We start from the raw sequence: 23906 nt of genomic DNA on the forward strand, positions 1-23906 counted from the left end.
AAAACGTCATGCGTGATCGGGCTAATCGCTCGGTCACAGAGCAGGGAGCTAAGGCGCTCAGGTCAGCATTGGAAGATGCAAAATTACGGCTTGAGCATCGTCAGGAAGTCACTGGAGGGAAACAGCATGAGTAACGTTGCATACGCTGATTTTAGCAACCAACGACGGCAAGAGAGGCCTACAGTGGCAGATCTTGATAATGGATACACCAGGATAGCAAATGAGCTCTTAGATGCGATTATGCTTGCTGGGCTCACTAAGCACCAATTACTTATAGTCATGGCTGTATGGAGGAAAACATACGGCTTTAACAAAAAAATGGATTGGGTAAGCAACCCTCAGTTAGAAAAGATGACCAGGCTAGACAGCACCAAATGCTCAACAGCTAAAAATCAATTAATCCGCATGAAAGTCTTTATCCAGGAAGGTAGAAAAGTTGGAATGAATAAAGACATTTCTGACTGGAATACTGACATTGACCAAAAGAGTAAAACATTTACCGAAACGGTAAAGAAAAGATTTACCAAAACAGTAAAAGAGGTTTTACCGAAACGGTCAACCACAAAAGACAATATTACAAAAGACAATAAAGACAATATCCCCCTTACCCCCGAGGGGGAAAATATCGCTCTCGAAATTCTTGATTATTACAACCAGCTAACCAACTCTAAGTTTCAATCTACAGCTCCAATTTTGAAAGCTCTCAACACTGTTAAGTCAAAAGGTGAATGTTATACGCCTGACGAAATAAAACTGGTGATGAAATGGGCTGTTAAGACCTGGACTAAAGGGAAGGATTTAAAGCCTCAGAATTTATGCCGCATGACTAGGTTCGATGGTTACTTGTCTGACGCCTTGAAATGGAAAAATCGTGAAGGAATTAACCCGGTTGATTGTCCACACGAAGAGCTGATTAAAATTTGGAATAGATACATCCCTGAGAGAGCAATTGAGCTCCATGAATGGACGCCTCGCAGACCAGCTTATAAAGACCTTGAAGCAGTTTGGAATGGAAAAACAAATAAGGGTCAATGGCGAGAAATACAGCACATGGATACTTGCTTTAGGCTAATTTCTCAATCAAGCCATTTCACTAACCTGGGTGAAAAGGGGTATTTAACCCTAGATTGGATCTTAACTCCAGCTAGGTGGTCGCAAACCTACGAGCAAGCTAAGCGCGAATATGCAGAGCGTAAAAAAGGAATTTAACATGAACAGCAAGTTTTGTGATTTATACGCTGAGAAGTCAGTAATTGGCGGGATTTTAAATGCCACTGGAGAATATACAGACCTGGCATCAAGTGCCATAGAGACTTTATCCGAGGATGATTTTACTGCTGTTAGCAATAAATTAATTCTCCGGGCTTTGAAACGAATGAACCAGGCAGGTGCGAAGATTGACCTGATTATGGTTAACAGTGAGCTTGAGCAATGCGGTGATAGCAAAAATAGCGGCGGTTTCCCATACCTGGCTGAATGCGCCAAAGACTTGCCTAGTATCCACATGCTGCCAGGGTATGTTGAGAAAGTTAAACAGCTATCTTTAGCTAGGGGAACAATATCAATTCTTCAGGATGGGATATCCAGGATAAATGATTCCGGGGTAAACCATGTTTATGATATTGCCGGGCAAATTCAGGAAGAAATATCCAACGTTAGCAATAACCAGGTTACTGAGACTCAGCACATCATGTCAGGGGTTGAAGAGTCACTATCGATTATTGAGTCGATGATCAGCGGTGATATTTGGAAGTATAAAACTGAGTTCGGGTTGCCAGACATTGACCAGGCTTTCGGAGGCTTCAACAACACTGATTTTATTGTCATTGGCGGTCGTCCTGGTATGGGCAAGACAATGCTTAGCACCACGATCACAAAATCGGTTGGTCTGGCAAAATCTAAACCGGTTTTATTCTATAGCCTTGAAATGCCATCCTGGCAAATATCCGAACGTGTCGCATTTCATCATGCCCGGGTTGATAAGGAGTCAATTCTAGGGAAAGAGAAATCTAAAATGCACATGGATGAAGCCTGGGCTCGTCTATCTAATTCACTAGCAGAAATTAAAGACTCTCCAATTTACATCAATGACAAACCATCAATGAGTATTCATGAAATCCGGGCTGATGCCAGGAGAATGAATAAGCAAACTGGCGGTTTAGGGGTGATCATCGTTGACTATCTTCAAAAGATGAAAATGACTAACCCGGAAAATATGAATCAGTCGGTAGGTGAAATTGCTACCGGGCTTAAGAACCTGGCCAAAGAACTTAAATGCCCGGTAATCGCCCTGGCACAATTAAACCGTAACTTGGAGCAAAGAACCAATAAACGCCCTGGCAACGCTGACTTAAGGGAGTCAGGAGTTATCGAGCAAGAAGCGGATGTTATTTTCATGATTTACCGGGATGAGAAATATAACCCGGATACTGAACTGAAAGGGATAACGGAAGTTATCTGCACAAAATCACGACATGCACCAGGTGCAGAGAAAACCTATTACTTCACTAATACTCACGGCGGTTTAGACACGGCAGATTTGAGCCGGGCATTTATGGATCGCTATAGCGACACAGACATCGAGTGCTAACACACCAAATCATAAGGACTTCTAGATGAAAGCAATATCAATTCGTCAGCCTTGGGCGTGGCTAATAGTCAATGGTCACAAGGACATTGAAAACAGAAGCTGGCGCACTAAGTACCGAGGCGAAGTATTAATTCACGCATCGCAAGGAGTTAAAACTATTGAATATGTTAGAGCATCAACACTGGCTAACAGGCTAGGGATAACACTTCCAGAAATCGACGCATTTGATACAGGCGGGATTGTTGGTATGGCCACGATTATTGATTGTGTAGAGCAAAGCGAATCACCTTGGTTTTTCGGTGAGAAAGGTTTCGTATTAGCTGACGCAAGGCCACTTGAATTTATCCAGATGAAAGGGAAATTAAGTTTCTTTGAAACAGGGTTTGAGCCAGCGGCAATTAAGCGAGGTGTTGAGTGATGAAAGGAACAACGTTAACAGAGGGAGGCATCTAATGCAGGGAACTAATTGGGTTAAGGTGAGCGACAGATTACCAACTGAAGGTGAGCCGGTAATTGTTGTCTATGGCGAACATATCCAGAACATAACATATGAGCTAATTTCATGCGGTGTTGACTGCGAAGAACTTAGATGGATACCACACAATAACAGCGACTATGATTCGGCTCCACTGGAAACATTCGACCACTGGATGTATATCAAAGACCTGCCACTCCCACCAATGCCAGAGGGTGAATGATGAAGATAAAACGCAAAGTTCACAATAAGTTATTCCCAACTCGTAAATTGTCATTCTATCAACATTCAAAAGTTGGTGAATTGAATGTGCTCGAATGCTACATGGATAAGTGGTTATTAATATTACTGTTTATTCCTATTGTCGTTATTGGAACTCTAATAGCTGGATTTCCTACAGCATTTAATGAGGCAACGGCTTATTTCAGAAATCCATATTCATTTGACAAGCTAACCACGGCAGAGGTTGAGGCTATTAGGTTGGAACAGGAGAGCTAACAGTGAGTGAGCCAATAACATTGATGTACAAAATCAGCATGAACCTATTTTGCGGGTTAGGCTTTGCAATGGCATTTATCATGCTGAATGTATTTGAAGGGGATAATAACTGGTTTGTTATCACGATGAAGGTTATATCAGCAGCAGCGATAATTCTCTGGTTAATATCCATGGCTTATATTTGTTTTTTCTTATTCAACAACGTGTTTCTAAAATATTGAATAGGAGGTTAACTTGGAAATAGAAATGGTCAAATGCGCCAATGGCATATTTGCACCAGCATTCGAACACGACTTACCACGTTTAACAAAATTCAAAAATGGCGAGATGTACACCTTCAGCGCCAAGCTCACAAGAAACCCCGCATTTCATAAAAAGATGTTCGTATTCTTCAAATTCTGCTTCGACCACTGGTGTGCAAACAAGGCGGGACTCGACTGTATGGACGAGCACAGCCAATTTGAGCGATTCAGGAAGGATTTGACGATACTTGCAGGATTTTATGAGCAAACGGTAAGGCTAAACGGTGACGTGCGCACAGAAGCTAAGAGCTTGTCATTTGCCAATATGGATTCAGACGAATTCGAACGCTGTTACAAAGCCATGATTAACGCAGCAATAAAACACATTTTCAGGGGATGCAATGAAATCACTGAGAATCGGTTACTGACATTCTTTTGAGGAGCAGCAAGGGAGATGAATATCATATCAACAATGGCAATCGCTATGGCGTCACTATCAGCACAGAACGCTTTATGGGCTATCAACCGTAATAGCTATTGGTACAGCTACCCCACATCAACCAAGCGCATCACAGGTCACGCAAAGATAAACCGAGCAGCCAAGAAGCGGAGGGCGAGAAAGTGAGTGAAGAAAGAAACGGAATTTACCTCAGAATCGATGGTGATCAATATCGGCATATTTGGGTGGTAGGTGACATTCATGGGTGTTTTGATTTACTAAATGATAAGTTGCAACAGATTGAATTTGATAAAGAAAAAGATTTATTGATTTCAGTTGGTGACTTAATAGATAGGGGGGATCGAAACGTAGAATGCCTAGACTTGATTAATGAAAAATGGTTTAGAGCTGTACGTGGCAATCATGAGCAAATGGCTATTGATGCTTTGTTTAATGGAGCGCCCTCACATAACTGGCTCTATAACGGCGGTGATTGGTTTTTCATGCAGGACTACGATAGTGAAGTTTTATCCCGATCCTGTCTAGCTAAAGCGAAGCAACTACCACTCATTATCGAAGTCAATGCAAACGATAAAAAGACGGTCATTGCACATGCTGATTACCCATCCGATGAATACGAGTTCGGCAAGCCAGTAGATGAGCAGTATGTGATTTGGAGCCGTGAGCGTATAGGTGACGAGAATGTGCGTGAGATTAAAGGCGCTGACCTATTTCTATTTGGTCATACTCCAATGATTAAAGGTGCTGTTAAACGAGCTAACCAAGAGTATATCGACACTGGCGCAGTGTTTGGCTATGGACTGACATTAAGGAAGATAAAATGATTAGAACCCGACACGTAATTCTATTCTTTTCGATTGTTACTTTAGCAATGGGGTTTATGTATGGCTAACTTACGCAAAGAAGCAAAAGGCAGAGAGTGCCAAGTAAGAATTCCAGGAGTATGCAACGGCAATTCTGAAACTGTGGTGGGCGCTCATTATCGAATGGCTGGATTATGTGGCACAGGATGCAGGCCTAGCGATTTATTCATAGCTTGGGCGTGTAGTGCTTGTCATGACGAAATCGACCGCAGGACGCGAATCATGGACTCTGAATACGCAAAGCAATGTCACCTAGAGGGTGTAATTCGAACTCAGGCCATATTGCAAAGCGAGGGGAAGATTAAGGCATGAATGAATATCACCTCAAATTACCGTGGCCACCGACAAATAACACGTTATTTTCAGTAGTCAACGGAAGAAAAATAAAAAGCAAGAAAGGCAGGATATTTACCGAAGCAGTAATAAATCAAATCACCAAAGCAAATCAGCAATTCAATTTATCCGGCAAGCTAAAAATCAAGATAGTAGCCAACCCTCCAGACCTAAGAAAGCGCGACTTAGACAACCTCCTCAAAGCACCATTAGACGCACTTACACAAAGCGGCGTTATTGCTGACGACAGTATGTTCCGTAGCATGAGAATTGACTGGGGGGAGAAAACCAAAGGCGGATCACTTGATGTAACCATATGGGAGATAGGCGATGCAGACTGAAATAACAACTATTCCTGAGCTTCTCATTAAAGCATATGGAAACATGAGCGAAGTAGCAAGACGGCTCAATTGCAATAGGTCGACAGTCAGGAAATATTCCGGTGATGTACGCGGGTTTGACCACGCGATTATAAATGGTCGACTGATGACTAAGTATAAACATGCGAAGGGGGCTAAATGAGCTACATCGGAGAGAAAGAGTTAACGAAGGAACAATTCGACTGGCTTAACGGATGGCTTGAATTGTGGGGCGCTTGGGTTCATTCAGGGCGATTGAGTACACGCATGATAAACATGATTTATAAATTCATGCGAACAGTCGAACCAAGCAGTACACCATCAAGGCCTATGTGTAGTGACGATGAAGGAATGTTGATTTCTCAGGTCGTAGATTCAATCATCGCCACTGACGAGCAGGCTTATAAAATATTACTCAGCTATTACGCTCATGGGGCATCCAAGCTTTCGATAGCATCTTACTACCATAAGGTTGCAAATCCCCGCAAAATGAACACAAGGTCAGGAGGAAAAGTAAAGGTTCCATCATTGCGAACATGTCGACGAGAAGTTGACGAAAAACTGAAAGCTTGCCAGTGGTTATTATACGAACCTCTTCGAAATGCAATGAAAAGTCGCAAACGTGTAGCTAAAGTTAGAAAAATAACTGAACTTTGCTATTGACAGCAATGACCAAATGGACAATACTTATCAGGTAAGCTGCCTTAACTGTTCTTAGGTTGGCTTAACCACATAAAGTACTCCCATATATAGCCCGCGTTGCTCGATACAGCGTGGGCTTTTTTATTGCCAAAATTCCAACTACTGCAAAATATGCAGTAGTTCAAAATATCGCACTTCCTGAATATGAACAGAACAATATTTCAAGAGGTCGCCTAGTGCGGCCTTTTTTCGTATACGCCGCCACAGAATTCTAATCACACACACTTAATTGACGCATAGAAATTGTGCGCGGCTATTTATTAACTAAATTCCTCCAACGTAGGGGGTGAGTATGAAATGTATGAAAAACACCCCTGAATTCTGGGAGCAGGTATTCAACTACCTATCTCAATACAAAGAGCAAGGAATGTTTGCTGGCCTAGCTGGTACGGTTGCGATATTGCGCGGACTGTATAACGGAGGTGGATGGTGGAAAACGCTACTAGATGGTTTCTTGTGTGCGTTCCTCGGTTGGTTTGCAAAAGACCTATTGGCATTTTTTGGTATGAGCGCTGATTTTGCATACTTAGCAAGTGTAATGATTGGTTACTGGGGCGTAGCAAAAATAAGTGGAATGATTAAAGGTAAGGCGGGAGTGAATAATGACTGAACCTAAATGGCTAACTGAAGCTAGAAAAGAAATTGGCGTGTCTGAGCATACCACTGAGGGCTCGAAAGCAGTCGACCAAATGTGGATTGATAGCAAGCTGCGTGGACTAGTCGGAACCGCGAGAAAAGTTCCTTGGTGTGCTGGTTTCGTCAATGCCATGTTAGAGCGTGCTGGTATTAAATCTCCTCGCAAAGATGCTTCAAGTTCATATGATACGTTTGGGCAAAAGCTAACAGAGCCTAAGTATGGCTGCATTGTTCGCTTCTCACGCTCAGGCGGTGGCCATGTTGGTTTCTGTGTTGGCAAAACTGCAAATGGCTCACTTCTTATCTTGGGTGGCAATCAATCAGACGCAGTGAACATCAAAGCGTTTGGTACTGACCGAGTTGTTGCTTATCGCTGGCCTGATGGCGTTGAAGTAGATAATCGACCGCTGCCAATCGGTGATGCTGCGCTGTCAGTGAAAGAGTCGTGACATGAGTGATATGGCCAAAGAGTTATTGAAAATAGCAATAAAGTATTTGATTGCCTTCATTCCAATATTTGTAGCTCTCTTTTTCATTTACCAAAACTCAAAGCTAGAACGTGAAATTAAGTCGCTGAATGGTGAGCTGTCACGGCAATCACTCATATCTGACAACGCCTACACCTCAATATCTATCTTTGACCGTATCTCTGGAGCAACCATTGATGCTAAACAACAAAACACACTGGACGCACAGGGAGCCAAGAAAGACGTCAAAACTATTCTTATTGGCAATGACTGCGCTCCTGTTACTGCTCCTGATAGCCTCATTAACAGGATGCGGCAGTATAAAGACTGAATATGTATTAGCGCCTCACATTCCCATTCCTGCAAGCCTACTAGCTGATTGCCCGATACCAGATATCCCTGACAAAATGACGTGGGGTGATATCGCTGAATATAACATTGAGCTGATGTCGGTAATTAAGGCGTGTAACTTGGACAAGAAAGCAATACGGGAAATTGAAGCAGAAAGAAATGCCCCAAATATCGGGGCGAAGCGAGAATAACAGTTCATGAATGTAACGCAACTATACGTTAATCGTGAATGACCACAACCTTAAAAAGGTAGTAATCTCAAACGGATATTACAAATATGAGCCTCGCAAAATAGCGGGGCTTTTTAATGGCAAAAAAATAGCCCCTGGTGTTGAGGCTTAAAAGTGTAGGAATATATATGAAGTTAATAACTTAGCGATGTAATAACCATACCCCTATCAACGTGATGTTACGAAAGTAAAGTTAAAAGAAAGTTACATTTATTCAAGTTTTGTAATCAGTAGTACGCATTTCACCCTGTGCATAGCACGCACATCTAAAACACCAAGAGTCTACAGAAAGTGAGCCTGAGAACTGCCGTTATAGCTGGCAAGCTCTCTTGGGGCGGCTTTTCTGTGCTAACAGGCTCCCTTTCTATAGGAAATATGCAATGATTAAAATCGTACCTATGAAGTATGACGAAACTCTGATCCCGTTTAATGGCGATTGTTGGGTTAATGCTACAGCAGCAGCTAGACACTTTGGAAAACTAACCAAAGACTGGTTAAGGGTCTCATCAACTAAAGAGTATATCTATGAGGTAGGCAAAGAGCTTGATATTGAAGCGTATAATTCTAAAGAGGAGATTTCTCCCCTTTTAGTTCGAGTAGAAAAAGGGCGACATGGCGGCACTTGGATCCATCCTGAATTAGTAATTGAGTTCGCAAGATGGTTATCACCAAAATTTGCTCGCGCTTGTGACCGACACATTAAAAACATGTTGATGTCACAGAGTATGACATTGACCGAAGATCAGGTTATTGGGTTACTAACATATAAAGAGGCCACTGAATGGGAAAAGCGATTTCAAGAACCCTATTACAGAGCGCTATCAAAGATGTCAGGGACTCCTTATTTTGGTCATGTTGGTGGTTGTCCGTTATTGTTCGCTGGTATCACAGCTAAATGGGTTTATGGCGTTGCATTGCCTGATTATGTCTATGAGTCAGTCAAAGAAAATAAAGGCGGCAGAGAAAAAATCCATCAGTACCTGAAAGGTGATGCCTTGCATGCGGTAGAACAGCAAATGGTGGCAGTAACAAATATTGCTAATAGTTCTGTTGATTATAAAGACTTTGATGCTAGATGTATGGCTGCTTTTGATGTTAAAGGGCAAATGCAATTGCTTTATCCTTCAGCGCATGGAGAGCAACATGCAGCAAGATTACAGTAAGCAAGTAGAAATCTTTTCATTAGTAGTCAGCGAGTTATTTTTGATTAGGCAGGTCGCCATGCATAAGCGGCCTGTTTTTCGTTCATCGCTAGGGGATATTAAGTTTAGCGTTGAGTCGTTGGCCAACTTCTTAACATCATACTATCGGGAAGATTATAAAAGCGACCTTGAATTAAGTATGCTGTTCTTCAATATGCTGAAAAGAGAATACCTACCAGATCCGACAGTGCTAGTTTCTTGGTGTATGAATGAAGAACTAACCGATGAGGCAATACAGAAAATATCAGGCTTGCTTGAAGACTTCGCGGAAATGGAATTCTCAAATCAAATTCAATAGGTCGCTCAGCGGCCTTTTTTATGCGAAAGTATAACTACTGGCTAGAGTCGCTCTCGAAAAGTGGTATCGTCACCACCTGCCAGTATTTCAATGACGAATAACTAGACGAGGTTATTATGAAAGTTCAATTAGTTAATGGTCCATGCGAAGGTGTATGGGCCCAAGTAAAACTAAATGATGAAGGGATGCCACCATCAACGTACATAGCTGAGCTGCCAGCAGTATGTAATGACGTTCATGTAGACGGAATTGTTGAGCCATTTAATATTGCTCCAGATAAATTTATCTATGAACTGCACGTAACGGTGAGAAATGACGAGCCTCCGCATTTCGAGTATCGCTTTCCTGAGAATTAATCATCAAAACAAGAATTCACAATGACCCGCCTAGTGCGGGTTTTTTATTACCTAAAGAAAGGCAATTTATGACTACTGAACTAACAGCAAAAGAGAAAATCCGCTTAGGCTTACTTAAGCTAACCAGTAATAACACTACAGCAACAGCACGAGCTATTAAGCTAATTAAAGACGACCAATTGGAATATGAATTATTCTGCCAACTTTGGTCAACTCAAATGGACAATGGGGATACGGTAACGAAAGTTGATTCCGTCTATCAGCGAGTGCAGGAAACAAAGAAAACGTTATTCAACGATGAAGTAGCAGAATAACCAATCACAAAGCCAGTTCGAGTGAGCCGGCTTTTTAATTTGTTATGAGGTAAACATTATGGGACAGCAATCAAATCAGGTTGGATGCCCTAGCAAACTGACTGATGATCTAATCGCTAAGGCAAAGGAATATCTATATGGCGGTTATAAAGAAAACGAAGGTCAGGTAATACCAAGTATCGCTGGTCTAGCGTGCTACCTAGGCATTGCTCGCTCTACTGTTTATGAATATGCAAAGCAGGATAGTGACTTAGGTCATGAGTTTTCGGACACGTTAGACGGAATTATGGCTTTTCAGGAAATGAAGCTAATTAATAGCGGATTATCTGGTGATTTCAACTCAACAATAACTAAGCTAATGCTTGCCAATCATGGCTACAGTGAGAAGCAGGAGGTTGACCACAAATCCTCTGATAGCTCAATGTCACCAACAAAAATAGTTCTGGTTGCCGGAGGTAACAATGACGGTAGCGAGGATTGAAATACCGCCTAAATTAATTCCAGCATTCGAAGGTAACTATCGCTATCGCTGCTCACATGGTGGGCGTGGCTCTGCAAAGACAAGAACATTCGCATTAATGACAGCTATTCGTGGCTATATGGCTGCAATGAATGGTCAATCTGGCGTAATACTTTGCGCTCGAGAGTACATGAACTCCCTTGAAGAATCATCAATGGAGGAAGTTAAACAGGCGATTAGGTCTGTGCCTTGGTTAAATGACTTCTACGAACTAGGTGAGAAATACATTCGCACTAAGTGCCGCTCAGTTAGCTATGTGTTCGCAGGGTTACGGCATAACTTAGATAGCATCAAATCTAAGGCAAGAATATTAATCGCATGGGTCGATGAGGCTGAATCAGTATCAGAAATAGCATGGACAAAACTTGCTCCTACGGTTCGTGAGGCTGGCTCTGAAATATGGGTGACATGGAACCCTGAGCGAGACGGTAGCGCAACAGATAAACGCTTTAGGAAGAACCCACCTGATAACGCTGTCGTTGTCGAGATGAACTACGATGATAACCCGTGGTTCCCGTCAGTATTGGAAGATGAGCGGTTAAATGACCAAGCCAGATTAGATTCCGCTACTTATGCGTGGATATGGGAAGGTGCTTATCTTGAAAACTCTGATAAGCAAGTATTAGCCAATAAATATGTCGTTCAATCATTCCCTGATGATTTATGGCAGCAAGCAGACCGTTTACTTTTCGGCGCTGACTTTGGCTTCGCTAAAGACCCTAACACGCTGCTACGACAGTTCATCCTAAATGACTGTTTGTATATCGAATATGAGGCTTATGGCGTAGGTGTTGAGCTTGACCATATGCCAGCATTTTACGACAAAATACCAGAAGCACGTAAGTGGCCTATTAAAGCCGACTCCGCACGACCTGAAACAATTAGCTATTTAAAGCGGCAGGGATTCAACATCTCAGCCGCTAAAAAGTGGCAGGGTAGCGTTGAGGACGGTATTACGCATCTACGCGGATTCAAGCAAATCATCATCCATCCTCGCTGTAAAGAAACAGCAAAAGAAGCCCGTCTCTACTCATACAAAACAGACCGAATCACTGGTGAAGTATTGCCTGTGATTTTGGATGATAACAACCACTGTTGGGATGCTGTTAGATATGGGCTTGATGGGTATATCACACAAAAATCTAACGCAGGCCTACTGGTTCCAAAAAGATTGCTGAGGCGATAATGCAAGAAAACATGAAACTAGCCGTCAATCACTTAGTGAATGATGCGATAGCTCGTGCCCGTATGGCTTTGGTCAATCCAACCATGGGGCTTGATGCTAAGCGATCATCTGCTTGGTGCGAATACGGATTCAAACAAGATTTAACCTTTGATGATTTATACAAACTATTTCGCCGTGGTGGGATTGCATACGGCGGGGTAACTAAATTAAGTGGCACGTGCTGGAAAACATCTCCGCAAGTCATTGAAGGAGATAGTGCCGATGAGTCGAAAGATGAAACGGCGTGGGAAAAGTCTTTCAAAAAAGCAATTAACAAACGCATATGGAAAGAGTTTAAAGAGGCAGATCAGCGCCGTCTTGTAGGTCGCTATTCTGGCCTAATCCTTCACATCAATGACAATGGCAAATGGCACGAACCGGTTAAAGCCTCCAAGCTTTTGAGAAAGGTTACTCCCGCATGGGCTAGTGCTATTAAGCCTACTGAGTGGGTGACTGATATTAACTCGCCTAATTACGGTCAGCCGAAGATGTGGCAATACACCGAGTCACTACCCAATGGCGGCAATAGAAACATCAATATTCATCCTGACAGAGTGTTCATTCTAGGTGATTACTCCATTGATGCGATTGGTTTCCTTGAGCCGGCATACAACGCATTTGTAAGCCTTGAAAAAGTCGAAGGCGGTTCTGGTGAGTCATTCCTAAAAAATGCAGCCAGACAGCTATCAGTTAACTTTGACAAAGAAGCCAAACTTGATGATTTAGCAAGAGCATACGGCGTTGAAATGTCAGAGTTGCAGGAAATTTATAACGATGTCGCTAGGGAAATCAACATAGGCAATGACGCAGTTATGATCACTCAGGGCGCTAACGTGAACCCGTTAGTTACTGCTGTATCAGACCCAACGCCTACATATAACGTCAACCTCCAAACTGCCGCCGCAGCAATGGATATCCCATCGAAAATACTCGTCGGAATGCAAACGGGCGAAAGAGCCAGCACCGAAGACCAGAAGTATTTCAATTCACGCTGTCAGTCACGCAGGGAAAGTGAGCTTTCATTCGAGGTGGAGGACTTCATTGACCACTTAACGCGAATCAAGGTGCTAGAGCCTATTGCTGAGAAAACGGTTATTTGGGATGACCTGAACGAGCAATCAGCCACTGAGAAGCTTGATAGCGGTGAAAAGATGAGCCGTATAAATCAAGCATCACTAGCAACTGGCGAGCCTGTATTTACCGTTGAAGAGATTAGAACGGCAGCAGGGTATGAGAATGATGGTAGCGACCCGCTAGGTGAATTCGATGAAAATCCAGAAGATACGAACCGCGATAAGAGCAGGAACGAAAGCAGATCCGACAGCGGTTGATAAATTAGAGCGCGGAGCAATGAAAGCCTTTGCAAAGCGCATTAAAAAAGTATCACAAGGCTACATGCAGCTACTCAATAGAATCCCATCCGAGCCCGTAGTTAATAAAAAATACCAATTCGACCTAGACCCTAACTATCTTTCAATCATCTTGAGAGACGGTGAGCTCATGGTCGATGAGGTGTTATTGCAGGGTGGTGAATTCAATAACTTCTTTTTCAATGAGTACGTCAGTACAGCATATGAACGAGGAACAGCGCAGGAGTATGCAAACTTAGCGCAACAATCAACGGCATACGCAGCAACACAACAAAGTGTGGCAACGATATTGCTCAGTGAGCCTTATCAGCTTCGCATGGCATTAGTGCGCGCTCGCGTATTTGAGGAAATGAAAGGGCTGTCAGCACAAGTCAAAGCAGATATGGCGCGCATTCTTACCGATGGCATAGCGAGAGGGCTAAATCCTCGTGAGGTAGCTAGAAATCTGAATGAGCAATCAGGTATCGAAATCCGTCGAGCTAATCGAGTAGCTAGAACGGAAATTACCACAGCACTACGTAGGGCAAGAATGGATGAAGCTGATGAGGCTAGTGAAGTTCTCAACCTTGAAACTCGGCAGGTCCACATATCCGCGCTTAGTCCAACAACTCGACCTAATCATGCATCACGTCACGGGAAGATATTCACCACTGATGAGCAGCGTGATTGGTGGGCTGTAGATGGAAACTCAATCAACTGTAAGTGCTCGACGGTGACTATTCTGACCGACAAAGAAGGTAGGCCTTACAACGATACGTTACTCAATAAACTGAAAGAGGAAAAAGAAGCCATGAAAGAACGTGGTTACCAATGGGCGGAGGAATAACGATGCCGATTCAAGTAAACGTCACGACTAAGGTTAACAGCGCATCAATCAGGCGTGAAACCTATAACGGGCGTGAGCACATCATCATACCGAGCTACACACTACCAGCAAACGTCATCATGAATGGTGGCTTATATCCAAACACAGAAATCGATGCTCACTACAGAGGCCTAGAGGGCACTCTCGCGCCACTTGGTCACCCAACGGTAAATGGTGAGTTCGTATCTGCTTTATCGGCCGAGGGTATTAATCAGGGGCATGTAGGCGCATGGAATCGTAATGTTGCGAAAGTTGGCAATCGAATCTATGTCGAAAAGTGGATTGATGTAAACAAGGCAAAAGAATCTGAAGGTGGACGCGAAGTATTGGCAAGAGTGGAAGCGCTGGAAAGCGGCGAAAGCTCAGAGCCAATTCATACCAGTGTGGCTGTTTTCTTGGAGCAACTAGAAGCCAACGAAGAGCAGAAAGCACAAGGTTATAACTGGATTGCAAAAATCCACAGCATGGACCATGACGCAATCTTACTTCATGAATCTGGCGCAGCAACACCAACTCAAGGTGTTGGAATGATGGTTAATGCTGACCAAGCAACTGAGATGCAAATTAACAACGGTGCGCTTACTGGCGAAACCTATCGCGAGAAAGAGCACAAGTTAACAATGGCGGCTCGCAAGCAGTTTGCTACTGGTGACGAATATGTATGGGTATCTGATTTCACTGATACACACGCAGTCATCATGGTAGATAACGGCACGGCTAAATTACATTCCTACACTAACGAAGATGGCGTTATCACATTTGACATTCAAGGCGAAGAAGTAGAGCGCCAAGAGTCGTGGGTGAAAGTGGTAACAAACAAACTTAAATCGGTATTCAGTAAACCGCAGGCAAGCCCTGCAATCAACAATAGCACGGAGGGCGACATGCCTTTAACTCAAGAAGAAAAGAACGGCTTAGTAGGCGATATCACACAGGCATTAGCGGCAAACTTTGCAGAGCAATTAAAGCCAATCAATGAAAAGGTTGATGCACTTCAAGTTAACCATCAGAAGCTAGAAGAATCACTAACCGCTAACCAACGCGCTGAAGAAACAGAAATGCGTAAAGAGGTAGCGGCTAAATATGGCGAAGTGGTTGCAAATTCACTACAAGGCCAAGCGTTAATTGATATGCATAAGCAACTCGGTGAAGCAGCATCATTAGCTGGCAACTCAGGCACACAACAGGAACAAGTTGGCGCACCAAACCCAGCGGAATACTTTAAAGGAGCTCAATAATGGCTACTAGTCGTTACCGCCGTGTAAATCTTGACGGCAAATCAATCACAGAAACACGCGCAGCAAAGGCTAATGTGTTGCCAGGTACTTTCGTGGTTATTGATGCAAATGATGAGTTTGCACAAGCTACAGCATTAACTGGTCGCATCTACATTACTAATCCTGCATATCACCAAGGGCTGACGATTCGTGATGCTATTCCAGCTGGTGACTCTGCTGTCGGTGAGTATGTGGAAGAAGGTCGAGAGCTTGCTTTATTGGTTCCTGCTGGCACTTACAAAAAAGACTCGCCGATTAAATTTGGTGCGGATGGTCAAGGTGCTTTGGCAACTGCTGATACCGACTCGGTTATTGGCTACAGCCAAGATGAAGTAACTCTGTCTAGTGCGGATTTCATTCGAGTTCGCTTCCGTGTTGGCACTGTTGCCGCTGCATAATTAAAAGGAAAAACTATGTTTTATACTGCTGAAACTTTAGCAACAAATAGCCGACTGCAAGGTCAGTGGGGCGAATTATGGGCGACACGTAATATTTATAATACGCAGCATAATCTGATGATTAACCAGTATCAGGGCGTGATGGATGGCAAAACGTTAGCAGCAAACCAAAAAGGCGGATTCGCACAAGATTTCTGGAAGGAACTGGATAATAACATTATCCAACTCCGCGACCAAGAAACAGGCATGGAAATCGTTAATGATTTAATGAGCCTGCAAACTGTGCTGCCAATTGGCAAAACTGCCAAGTTGTACAATGTGGTTGGTGATATTGCTGACGATGTATCTATTAGTATTGATGGTCAAGCGCCATACTCACATGACCACACTGAATACGGCTCAGACGGCGACCCAATTCCAGTATTTACCGCAGGTTACGGTGTTAACTGGCGTGATGCGGCAGGTCTAAGCACTGTGGGGATAGACTTAGTGTTAGATTCTCAAACTGCGAAGATGCGACAATTCTACAAGAAGGTTGTTAATTACTTCCTGAATGGTGACGACAAAATCAGCGTTGATGGCTACAAAGGCCAAGGCATGAAGAATCACCGCAACACAGCGAAGATTGATTTAGGCACTTCAGGGGCAAACATCGACTTAACTACTGCTGATTTACCAGCACTGTTAGCGTTCTTCGGTTTCAATGGTGCGTTTGGCCAGACTGCATTCAAAAACAAAGTAGATGCATACGACCTAATGTGGGTGAGCTATGAAGCATGGGGCAATTTGATTAAACCTACTGTGGTTGCAGTTGGTGCGGGTGCTGGCAATAGCGTGGTGAATGGTCGTGTTATCGATACATTGCTTCCATATGCAGGCGTGAAAGAAATTCGCCCGACTTATGCGCTTAAAGGTTCTGAGTTCATTGCGTATCAGCGCCGCAAAGATGTAGTAACTCCATTAGTTGGCATGGCAACAGGTGTTGTTCCTAAGCCTCGCTTTATGCCACAGGACAACTACAACTTCCAAATCATGAGCGCGGCAGGTCTGCAAATCACTCGTGATGGTGAAGGCAAATCTGGTGTGGTTTATGGCGCGAAACTGAGCTAAGGAGATAAAAATGGCTAAGTATGAAGTTATTATCCCTTGGTATGGTGTCGAAAAAGGTGAGGTGGTTGATATTGAAAACCTTCACACTGCGCTGAAGCCGAATGTGCGGAAGCTATCAATTGAGGCTGCTGAATTAGTCCCAGCCACACCAAAAGCCAAGTCGAAGAAAGACAAAGAAGAATAGCCGCGAAAGCGGTTTTTTTATGCCCTCGAAAGGGGGCTTTGCTTTGTGAGGTAATCATGATCACAAAAGAGCAAGCCAAAGAATACTTGACGGGGCAGGGAATAGAGTTACCTGATTTTATTCTCGACGCGTTGATTGAGCAGGTCGGTAGTATTCAGGAATGCCTTGATAAGCATTATCCAGCGGCAACCGCACTATTGATTCAGATGTATTTGCTTGCGCTCATGGCGCTTGGTCAGGGTGACAAGTATATCAGCTCACAATCAGCCCCCAACGGTGCATCACGGTCATTTCGGTATCAATCCTTTAGTGATAGATGGAAAGCGGCTACATCGCTCCTGCGTGGCTTGGACAAGTACGGATGCGCTAATGGGTTAATTCCTTCTGACCCAACTCAAACTGCACATGCTGGATTATGGATTGCGAAAGGCGGCTGTATGTGTTCTGGGGGTAATCGATGAGCACTACCGCTAATTGGTCATATACCAATGTCGCTACTGTTTACCCTGTCATTCGTGGCGGTGGCAAATGGGATGACACAATCACCTATGGCACACCATATCTTATCGACTGCACATTTCGAGGTAGTAACGAGGTGGCGAAAGATGATTTCGGGACTGAGTTTGTTACTAAAGACTTATACAACACCGAAATGAAGTATCAAGGCCATCCTGTTCGCCATCCTGTCCGTGGTGATTATATCGCACAGGAAGATACAACAGCCATTCTTGACCCAAGGTTAGCGAATGCGAGTCAAATCGTTGTGGTAAGCAAAGACGATATGAGTTTCTTTGGGGAAGAATATGACTACGTGATAAGGACTTAATCATGGGCGTAAAAGTCAAAGGTATCAGGCGAGTTAGAGGGAATATCAATAGCGAATTAGAGCTTATTGCTACACAGCGAACAGCCCGAATTATGCAAGAGATATCTATCACTGGGGCGGCTTATGCTGCGGCAATTACCCCTATCGACACATCCAACCTTATCAACAGTCAGTATCGTCAATTGCAGAAAATACCCTCTGGCTATGAGGCTAGAGTCGGTTATTCAGCCAACTACGCCGCAGCGGTTAGTCAGATGAAAGGCAAGCTTAAAGGTCAGCCAAGAGAAGATTTCGGCAAAACTCGAAGCGGTGTCTCATTTGGCGGCGGTACTGGTAAGGGGCGATATTGGGACCCGAACGCAGAACCTGATTTCTTACGCAAAGGCTTTGAAAACGCAGCGCCAGAAATACAGGAAATCATTAAACGAGGCTACAAAATATGAAGCCTAGTGATATTTACAGCGAAATTACTGCGTGGCTGGAGGTTAATCACTTCTCTGATGGGTTCGATGTTCAGTATCGATTTTGGAAAGATGGTCAGCAACTAGACAAGTTTATCGTCATTCAGCGAATGGGTGGCGGTAAGCCAGAGGAAGCATTAATACGCGACTCTTATCGAATGCTGCTTATATCTGAAGTTGATGGCGGTCAATCAGCACTTGAAGACCTAGCTTTTAGTATCAGAGAAGCATTAATCCGAGACCACAAAATCGGATGCATGACCTATGTAGAGCCAATCGGCGGTATCAACCAATCAATGAGCGACAGAAATCGCTTAGTCCTCGAAATCAATTTCAACACAATAATCTCACGATAACGGAGTAAATAAACATGGCATGTGAATCAGGTGCATTCACAGGGCGCGACGTCGTTGTATTTTATGCAATTGCGTGTCCTGAGAACAAACCATCACCAATCGATTACGGTCGCCTTGGTATGATGCGCGGAAAGTCGTCTGCTACTGAATGGGAAACGGTAGACGCAACGGGCGATATGTCGCCACAAAATACACAGGAAAGTTTAGTTTCGTATAAAAACGTCACGTTCTCGGGTGATGGCGTATCTCGTAAAGAATCTTTATACGGTCAAAAAGAGCTTAAGCGCCACGTTAACAACCCTGAAACTACATCAGGTCAGCCTTACGTATGGTTCAAGATTGTTAGCCCTACAGATATCACAGAAGGCTGTTTCTTAGTGACTAGCTGGAGTGATGAATATCCACACGATGATGTAGCGACTTGGTCTATTGAAGCCAATAGCGCAGGCGGTGTCGATATCCGTGATATTCCAGAAGAAATCGTAATCACCAAGCAGCCAGTAGACCAGACTTTAACTGTAGGCCAAACGCTAACTCTGTCTGTGGAAGCTAAATCCACCGATGGCTCGGCGCTAACTTACCAGTGGAAGAAAGGTAACAGTAATGTGTCTGGCGGTACTGCTGCGACATTCACCAAGCAGGCAACAGTTGCGGGTGATGCAGGGGAATACACTTGCGTCATTACTTCAACTTCTGCGGGTAGCGTCACTTCAAGTCAAGCAACAGTCACCATTTCTTAATCTAAGGGGCGTAAGCCCCTCTATTGAGGTCTCATGCAAGTATTAACGGATGTAGGGCAATTTACAGCAATAGTAGATGGTAAAGCGTATTGTTTTACACCTTCATTTTCTGCGATGGCAAGACTAGCGAAGGACTCACTAACAAGATTGACTGATGTTTTCGTTACAATTCATGGCGGTAAATTCCCAAAAATAAACAATCCTGATATCGCTAAGCAAGTCGAACCGGTCTGTTTTGCAAGAATGGCTATGGCATGCAAGGAGGTGATGGAGGTGTGCTGTAACGAAAATATCAGCAATTTAATCGGCTCACTTAGTATTAATAGAAAGGGGTGGTTAAGTTATCGAGCGGGGTATATTGAGCTTGAGGATATTATTAAGCTAGCTCGTCACCTAATGCGCCACGGTATCATGGGCGACCAAAAGCCCGATGAAGACGAAGAGCCACAAGGTAAATTCACAAACGAGTTCGACCCGCGCGTCTATGTCTATCTTGCCGTAGCCCATTTGGGTATCAGTGAGCAGGAAGCATGGGGGATGACAATGACAGGTTTCCGCGCTGCTATGGAAGCTAAATTTCCCCGTAGCGAGAAAGACAAAATCCCATCCAATAAGCGGTATGAAGAAGCTATGGATTGGGCTGATAAAATTATTATGCGTGATAATGCGAGGTAAAAAGTAGCTAAAGGCCCATGTATTAATTTGCATGGGCTTTCTTTTTTTAAAGAGGTAACAATGACGCTCAATGCTGGTTCAGTAGAATTTATTATTAAAGCAGATACTGAAGCTCTGCTAGTTGCAAATAAGCAAGTGGAAAGAAGCTTAAGCGATCTCGACTCTGGATTTAATAAAACATCTAAATCTGTTGAGAAAACAGAAAAATCAATGCTTTCTCTATCTAAAGCCGCGGCAGCTGTAGCCTCTGCTTTATCCATAGGTGTAGTTGTTAGCGCTGTGGATGAGTGGGGACAAGTAGCAGCTCGAATAAAAATGGCTTTGAAGTCTGTGGAGGGGGATGTTGAGAAATACACCGCCATACAGGAGCGTTTTTTAGAAATAAGTAATCGAAATGGTAAGGCTGTTGAAATAACTCAATTGCTGTATGTAGAAGCCGCAACATCCATGCAAGAGCTTGGTTACAACACCGAGCAAACAGTTGATTACATCGAGTCTCTATCATCGGCGTTAACTGCAAATGCCACTAGTGCAAACCAAACACAATCAATGTTAAACGCGCTTAGTAAATCAATGGTGTCTGGAAAAGTTGCTGGAGAAAACTGGAACTCAATTATGAACGCGACCCCAACATTGATCGGGGATATTGCTAAGCAATTATCTGTAATGCGTGGCGGGGTAAAAGTTACAGAGCAAGATGTTAAAAAGCTAGCCGCTGAAGGGAAAATATCATTCCAATTATTTGCCGATGCGATCATTAAAGCTAGAGATGCAAATAATGCAATGGCCGACTCGATGGACAACACTGTTGCTGATGGGTTCACGAAATTAACAAACTCAGCAAAGGCTTATTATGGCGAGCTGAATCAGACATTAGGTATAACAAGAAGTGTTTCGGCTGGATTTGCTGTACTAACTGAGAATTTTGATAAGGTCTCTACCGCCGCAATGGCTTTAGCCGCTGTTATGGGGGCAAGAATGGCAGGCGCTATGAGTAGCTCTGTTAAGGCTAAAATTGCCGATGTTGCTGCAAGTACAGCCCAAGCTAAGGCAACTCACCAAGCGGCTCTAGCTGAACAATATGCGGCAACTGCAACAGTGAAGAAAACACTAGCTGATAAGGCCGCCGCTGCATCTTCATTGGCTCTTGCTCAGGCTGAATATAATGTAGCTAAAGGAACAAATGCCGAGGTTACAGCGCTAGAAAACTTAATAGCCAAAAAGACAATTGCTAGGAATGCGTCACTAGCTCACGCACAAGCATTAAAGGCTGAGACTGTAGCAATAACTACAACTGGTAACGCTGCAAGAGCTGCGAACGTTGGATTGACAGCTTTAAGGGCTGGATTGGCATTGATTGGTGGGCCAATGGGCGCAGCCATGATCGCTGCTGGTGCCGTATTCTATTTTTACCAAAAAAGCCAAGAAGCAAAAGAGGAAGCATTGGCATTTGCTGATTCTATCGAAGAGTTAAAAAATAGAATGAAAGAGCTATCCGCTGTAGCACTAGAAGCGGAAATGGCTAAAGCCAGAAGATCAATTAACGAGCAAAAGGATGTAATAAAAGAATTAGAAAGTGAAATAGAGATGCTGAAAACATCTTACAAACTAACATCTGAAAGCATGGCGCTGTTTTTAGATAAAGAAAAGAAACTAAGTGAGATAAGTGATGATCTAAAAATAAAAGTAAATGACCTAGAAGAGAAGAAAGCTAGATTAGCTGAAACGATCGGGTTTGTATCTAAAGCAACCGAAGAAATGAATGCAAGGCTTGATGATGCTTCAAAAATGTTCGGCGGAGCTACCAATGGCGCTGATAAGCTAGGCAATGCAGTTCAATGGATGGGGAAAAAAATAAAAGAAGCTGCAGACGCTCAGCGTGCTCTTAATGAAGCGCAAAAGGAAGCACCAAAAACCGATGAAGGTGCAAAAGCAATACTGTCTTTGAAAGAACAGAATGAGTTACTAAAAATCAAAGATAAGCGGCAAAGAGCCATTAGAAAAGCTGAAATGGAAGCTGGAAAGTTAACGCAAAATAAAGGTCAGGCGGATGAGTTAATAGCAGAAGCTACAGCCTTTTATGATTTAACTGAAGCAGACAGGGAAAGAGAAAAACAGTCCAAATCATCATCTAAAACCACAGACACAGTAACGGAAGCAATCAAACGCCAAATAGCCGAAATCGAACGCCTTAATAAAGGCTACGAAGAAGGCTCTAAGAGGTTAGCGCAATATGATGCTGGAAAGGCGTTAGGTGATAAGGCAAGTCCTCAGCAGATAGCAGAAGCGGAGCGTTTAGCGGGTGAGTTGTACGATATTCAGCAGCGATTAGCAGACAAACGAGCAGCGCTAGAAGCTAATGTTATCGCCAAAGCTGAGAAGCTGAAAACAGATGAACTGGCACAGATAGAAAGACAACTGAAAGCGGGTGATATTTCTTTCGAAGAATCACAGCGCCGTAGGTTAGAAATCGCGTCTGAATATGCCACTAAAATTGCAGAGGCCACAGCTAATAATATCATCACACCAGTAGCAGAGAACCGCGCTAAGTTCGACCCTGTGCAAGCATTACAGAACGAAAATACCCGCAAATTAGCCTTGATGAGAGAGTATTACAATCAAGAGCAGCAGTTACTAGATGATTCCTACGCTAAACAGCAAATGTCGCATGAGCAATTTACAGCAGCAAAACAAGCTACTGACATGCAATACAGAGCGCTTATTACAGCGATGGATAATCAGTATCAACAACAGCAAACAGCCGCACAATGGGAGCTAATGAGGAATCAATCATTAAGTTATGAAATGCTGGCGTCTGCGGTTGATTCGTTCGCGGGTAATGCTTCCAATGTAATGACAGGGCTTATGACGGGCACTATGTCGGCAGCTGATGCTATGCGCTCATTGGGTAACACGATTCTAAACAGTGTCGTTAACTCAATCGTTCAAGTCGGTGTTGAAATGCTGAAAAACTTTATCATCAGTAAAACGATGGGAGTAGCAGCACAAACAGCGAACGCAGCGGCAGCAGTAGCAGGGGGCGCGGCAGCGTTGGCTGCTTGGACACCTGCGGCAATAGCGGCATCTATCGCAACTGGCGGTGCGGCAGCAGGTAGCGGATTAGCTTCTTTCCAATCATCAATGTTAGCTGGTCAATCAATGTCATTACTCGGCGTTCGTCGGTACGGCGGTAACGTATCAGGCGGTAATCCATATCGTATTAATGAATCTGGCGAATCGGAGATATTCCAGACTTACGACGGGAAACAGGCTTTCATTCCGAATAAGTCAGGGAAGGTTATTCCTGCGGATAAGGCGGGTGCAGGTAAGGGGATAACCCTGAATATTGAGTTTTATGATTACTCAACAGGGAAGCATCAGTTCGACGCCAAAGCATCACAAAGCGGCGATACATTAACGGTTCAAGCGTTCATTTCAGATATGCGTGAGAAAGGGCCATTGCTCCGCGCTATAACCGACAATACAAACGCAACGCCAGTCTTAAGATAACCAAGAGGTAAAG

At 43.6% G+C, this 23906-nt stretch carries 35 protein-coding genes; all 35 read left to right on the top strand.

What is annotated here, in order from left to right; translation table 11 throughout:
- The first annotated feature begins 8 nt into the window (after positions 1-8).
- Positions 9-134, top strand: a complete 126-nt coding sequence (locus tag P3L40_RS05520; protein ID WP_272515429.1) for a hypothetical protein — start codon at positions 9-11, stop codon at positions 132-134.
- Positions 127-1209 (top strand): replication protein, encoded by a 1083-nt coding sequence (locus P3L40_RS05525; protein ID WP_272693321.1) that lies wholly within the window; start codon positions 127-129, stop codon positions 1207-1209. The genes P3L40_RS05520 and P3L40_RS05525 overlap by 8 nt, the downstream gene beginning before the upstream one ends.
- Before the next feature lies 1 nt (position 1210).
- On the top strand, positions 1211-2590 hold the full coding sequence (locus tag P3L40_RS05530; protein WP_272693320.1) for a replicative DNA helicase: 1380 nt from the start codon (positions 1211-1213) through the stop codon (positions 2588-2590).
- A gap of 25 nt (positions 2591-2615) precedes the next feature.
- A complete protein-coding gene (locus P3L40_RS05535) occupies positions 2616-3008 on the top strand; it encodes an ASCH domain-containing protein (protein ID WP_272693319.1) in 393 nt (130 codons plus the stop codon).
- A gap of 58 nt (positions 3009-3066) precedes the next feature.
- On the top strand, positions 3067-3288 hold the full coding sequence (locus tag P3L40_RS05540) for a hypothetical protein (RefSeq protein ID WP_272693318.1): 222 nt from the start codon (positions 3067-3069) through the stop codon (positions 3286-3288).
- A complete protein-coding gene (locus tag P3L40_RS05545) occupies positions 3288-3563 on the top strand; it encodes a hypothetical protein (protein ID WP_316928027.1) in 276 nt (91 codons plus the stop codon). Before P3L40_RS05540 ends, P3L40_RS05545 begins: the two co-directional genes overlap by 1 nt.
- A gap of 2 nt (positions 3564-3565) precedes the next feature.
- Entirely contained in the window at positions 3566-3784 is a 219-nt protein-coding gene (locus tag P3L40_RS05550) for a hypothetical protein (protein WP_272693316.1), read from the top strand.
- A gap of 13 nt (positions 3785-3797) precedes the next feature.
- A complete protein-coding gene (locus P3L40_RS05555) occupies positions 3798-4244 on the top strand; it encodes a DUF1367 family protein (RefSeq protein WP_164561120.1) in 447 nt (148 codons plus the stop codon).
- 182 nt (positions 4245-4426) lie between these two features.
- The gene (locus P3L40_RS05560; protein ID WP_272693338.1) at positions 4427-5089 is read left to right on the top strand and encodes a metallophosphoesterase; all 663 of its coding nucleotides are present in this window, start codon (positions 4427-4429) and stop codon (positions 5087-5089) included.
- 60 nt (positions 5090-5149) lie between these two features.
- Entirely contained in the window at positions 5150-5440 is a 291-nt protein-coding gene (locus P3L40_RS05565; RefSeq protein ID WP_272693315.1) for a DUF1364 domain-containing protein, read from the top strand.
- Positions 5437-5802, top strand: coding sequence for a RusA family crossover junction endodeoxyribonuclease (locus P3L40_RS05570; RefSeq protein ID WP_272693314.1), 366 nt, complete (start codon positions 5437-5439; stop codon positions 5800-5802). Before P3L40_RS05565 ends, P3L40_RS05570 begins: the two co-directional genes overlap by 4 nt.
- Before the next feature lie 43 nt (positions 5803-5845).
- A complete protein-coding gene (locus P3L40_RS05575; protein ID WP_410482070.1) occupies positions 5846-5983 on the top strand; it encodes a hypothetical protein in 138 nt (45 codons plus the stop codon).
- Positions 5980-6483 carry an antiterminator Q family protein gene (locus P3L40_RS05580; protein ID WP_272693312.1) on the top strand — a complete coding sequence of 168 codons (504 nt, stop codon included), beginning with the start codon at positions 5980-5982 and terminating at the stop codon, positions 6481-6483. Before P3L40_RS05575 ends, P3L40_RS05580 begins: the two co-directional genes overlap by 4 nt.
- A 331-nt stretch (positions 6484-6814) precedes the next feature.
- Entirely contained in the window at positions 6815-7132 is a 318-nt protein-coding gene (locus tag P3L40_RS05585) for a phage holin, lambda family (protein WP_153673578.1), read from the top strand.
- Positions 7125-7607 carry a TIGR02594 family protein gene (locus P3L40_RS05590; protein ID WP_221078493.1) on the top strand — a complete coding sequence of 161 codons (483 nt, stop codon included), beginning with the start codon at positions 7125-7127 and terminating at the stop codon, positions 7605-7607. Before P3L40_RS05585 ends, P3L40_RS05590 begins: the two co-directional genes overlap by 8 nt.
- Position 7608: 1 nt before the next feature.
- Positions 7609-7956: a hypothetical protein gene (locus P3L40_RS05595; protein ID WP_180312453.1), complete on the top strand. Its 348-nt coding sequence runs from the start codon at positions 7609-7611 to the stop codon at positions 7954-7956.
- Between the two features lie 630 nt (positions 7957-8586).
- Entirely contained in the window at positions 8587-9369 is a 783-nt protein-coding gene (locus tag P3L40_RS05600) for a KilA-N domain-containing protein (RefSeq protein ID WP_272658175.1), read from the top strand.
- The gene (locus P3L40_RS05605) at positions 9350-9706 is read left to right on the top strand and encodes a hypothetical protein (RefSeq protein ID WP_137019202.1); all 357 of its coding nucleotides are present in this window, start codon (positions 9350-9352) and stop codon (positions 9704-9706) included. Before P3L40_RS05600 ends, P3L40_RS05605 begins: the two co-directional genes overlap by 20 nt.
- 116 nt (positions 9707-9822) lie before the next feature.
- Entirely contained in the window at positions 9823-10062 is a 240-nt protein-coding gene (locus tag P3L40_RS05610; RefSeq protein ID WP_272693311.1) for a hypothetical protein, read from the top strand.
- Positions 10063-10130: 68 nt separating this feature from the next.
- Complete coding sequence (locus P3L40_RS05615) at positions 10131-10376, top strand: DUF2560 family protein (RefSeq protein ID WP_126459730.1); 246 nt, start codon at positions 10131-10133, stop codon at positions 10374-10376.
- 58 nt (positions 10377-10434) lie between these two features.
- The gene (locus P3L40_RS05620) at positions 10435-10857 is read left to right on the top strand and encodes a DNA-packaging protein (protein WP_112860405.1); all 423 of its coding nucleotides are present in this window, start codon (positions 10435-10437) and stop codon (positions 10855-10857) included.
- The gene (locus tag P3L40_RS05625; RefSeq protein ID WP_272693310.1) at positions 10838-12082 is read left to right on the top strand and encodes a PBSX family phage terminase large subunit; all 1245 of its coding nucleotides are present in this window, start codon (positions 10838-10840) and stop codon (positions 12080-12082) included. The genes P3L40_RS05620 and P3L40_RS05625 overlap by 20 nt, the downstream gene beginning before the upstream one ends.
- On the top strand, positions 12082-13452 hold the full coding sequence (locus tag P3L40_RS05630) for an anti-CBASS protein Acb1 family protein (RefSeq protein WP_272693309.1): 1371 nt from the start codon (positions 12082-12084) through the stop codon (positions 13450-13452). Before P3L40_RS05625 ends, P3L40_RS05630 begins: the two co-directional genes overlap by 1 nt.
- Positions 13388-14317: a phage minor head protein gene (locus tag P3L40_RS05635; protein WP_272693308.1), complete on the top strand. Its 930-nt coding sequence runs from the start codon at positions 13388-13390 to the stop codon at positions 14315-14317. Before P3L40_RS05630 ends, P3L40_RS05635 begins: the two co-directional genes overlap by 65 nt.
- Positions 14318-14319: 2 nt before the next feature.
- Positions 14320-15594 (top strand): hypothetical protein, encoded by a 1275-nt coding sequence (locus P3L40_RS05640; RefSeq protein WP_272693307.1) that lies wholly within the window; start codon positions 14320-14322, stop codon positions 15592-15594.
- A complete protein-coding gene (locus tag P3L40_RS05645) occupies positions 15594-16031 on the top strand; it encodes a hypothetical protein (RefSeq protein WP_137019183.1) in 438 nt (145 codons plus the stop codon). The genes P3L40_RS05640 and P3L40_RS05645 overlap by 1 nt, the downstream gene beginning before the upstream one ends.
- A 15-nt stretch (positions 16032-16046) precedes the next feature.
- Positions 16047-17141 carry a major capsid protein gene (locus P3L40_RS05650; RefSeq protein ID WP_272693306.1) on the top strand — a complete coding sequence of 365 codons (1095 nt, stop codon included), beginning with the start codon at positions 16047-16049 and terminating at the stop codon, positions 17139-17141.
- Positions 17142-17151: 10 nt separating this feature from the next.
- Positions 17152-17325, top strand: coding sequence for a glycoprotein (locus P3L40_RS05655; RefSeq protein ID WP_272693305.1), 174 nt, complete (start codon positions 17152-17154; stop codon positions 17323-17325).
- A 56-nt stretch (positions 17326-17381) separates the two neighbouring features.
- Positions 17382-17786: a hypothetical protein gene (locus tag P3L40_RS05660; protein ID WP_272693304.1), complete on the top strand. Its 405-nt coding sequence runs from the start codon at positions 17382-17384 to the stop codon at positions 17784-17786.
- Positions 17783-18151: a hypothetical protein gene (locus P3L40_RS05665; RefSeq protein ID WP_272693303.1), complete on the top strand. Its 369-nt coding sequence runs from the start codon at positions 17783-17785 to the stop codon at positions 18149-18151. The genes P3L40_RS05660 and P3L40_RS05665 overlap by 4 nt, the downstream gene beginning before the upstream one ends.
- Positions 18152-18153: 2 nt before the next feature.
- On the top strand, positions 18154-18594 hold the full coding sequence (locus P3L40_RS05670) for a hypothetical protein (protein ID WP_272693302.1): 441 nt from the start codon (positions 18154-18156) through the stop codon (positions 18592-18594).
- On the top strand, positions 18591-18968 hold the full coding sequence (locus P3L40_RS05675; RefSeq protein ID WP_272693301.1) for a hypothetical protein: 378 nt from the start codon (positions 18591-18593) through the stop codon (positions 18966-18968). Before P3L40_RS05670 ends, P3L40_RS05675 begins: the two co-directional genes overlap by 4 nt.
- Positions 18969-18982: 14 nt before the next feature.
- Positions 18983-19708 carry a phage tail tube protein gene (locus tag P3L40_RS05680; RefSeq protein WP_195698448.1) on the top strand — a complete coding sequence of 242 codons (726 nt, stop codon included), beginning with the start codon at positions 18983-18985 and terminating at the stop codon, positions 19706-19708.
- A gap of 33 nt (positions 19709-19741) precedes the next feature.
- Complete coding sequence (locus P3L40_RS05685; RefSeq protein ID WP_136135563.1) at positions 19742-20383, top strand: DUF6246 family protein; 642 nt, start codon at positions 19742-19744, stop codon at positions 20381-20383.
- Positions 20384-20443: 60 nt separating this feature from the next.
- Complete coding sequence (locus P3L40_RS05690) at positions 20444-23893, top strand: tape measure protein (RefSeq protein ID WP_272693300.1); 3450 nt, start codon at positions 20444-20446, stop codon at positions 23891-23893.
- Positions 23894-23906 lie beyond the last annotated feature (13 nt).

The sequence above is a fragment of the Providencia sp. PROV040 genome (assembly GCF_032706145.1).
GTDB classification, from domain to species: Bacteria; Pseudomonadota; Gammaproteobacteria; order Enterobacterales; family Enterobacteriaceae; genus Providencia; species Providencia hangzhouensis.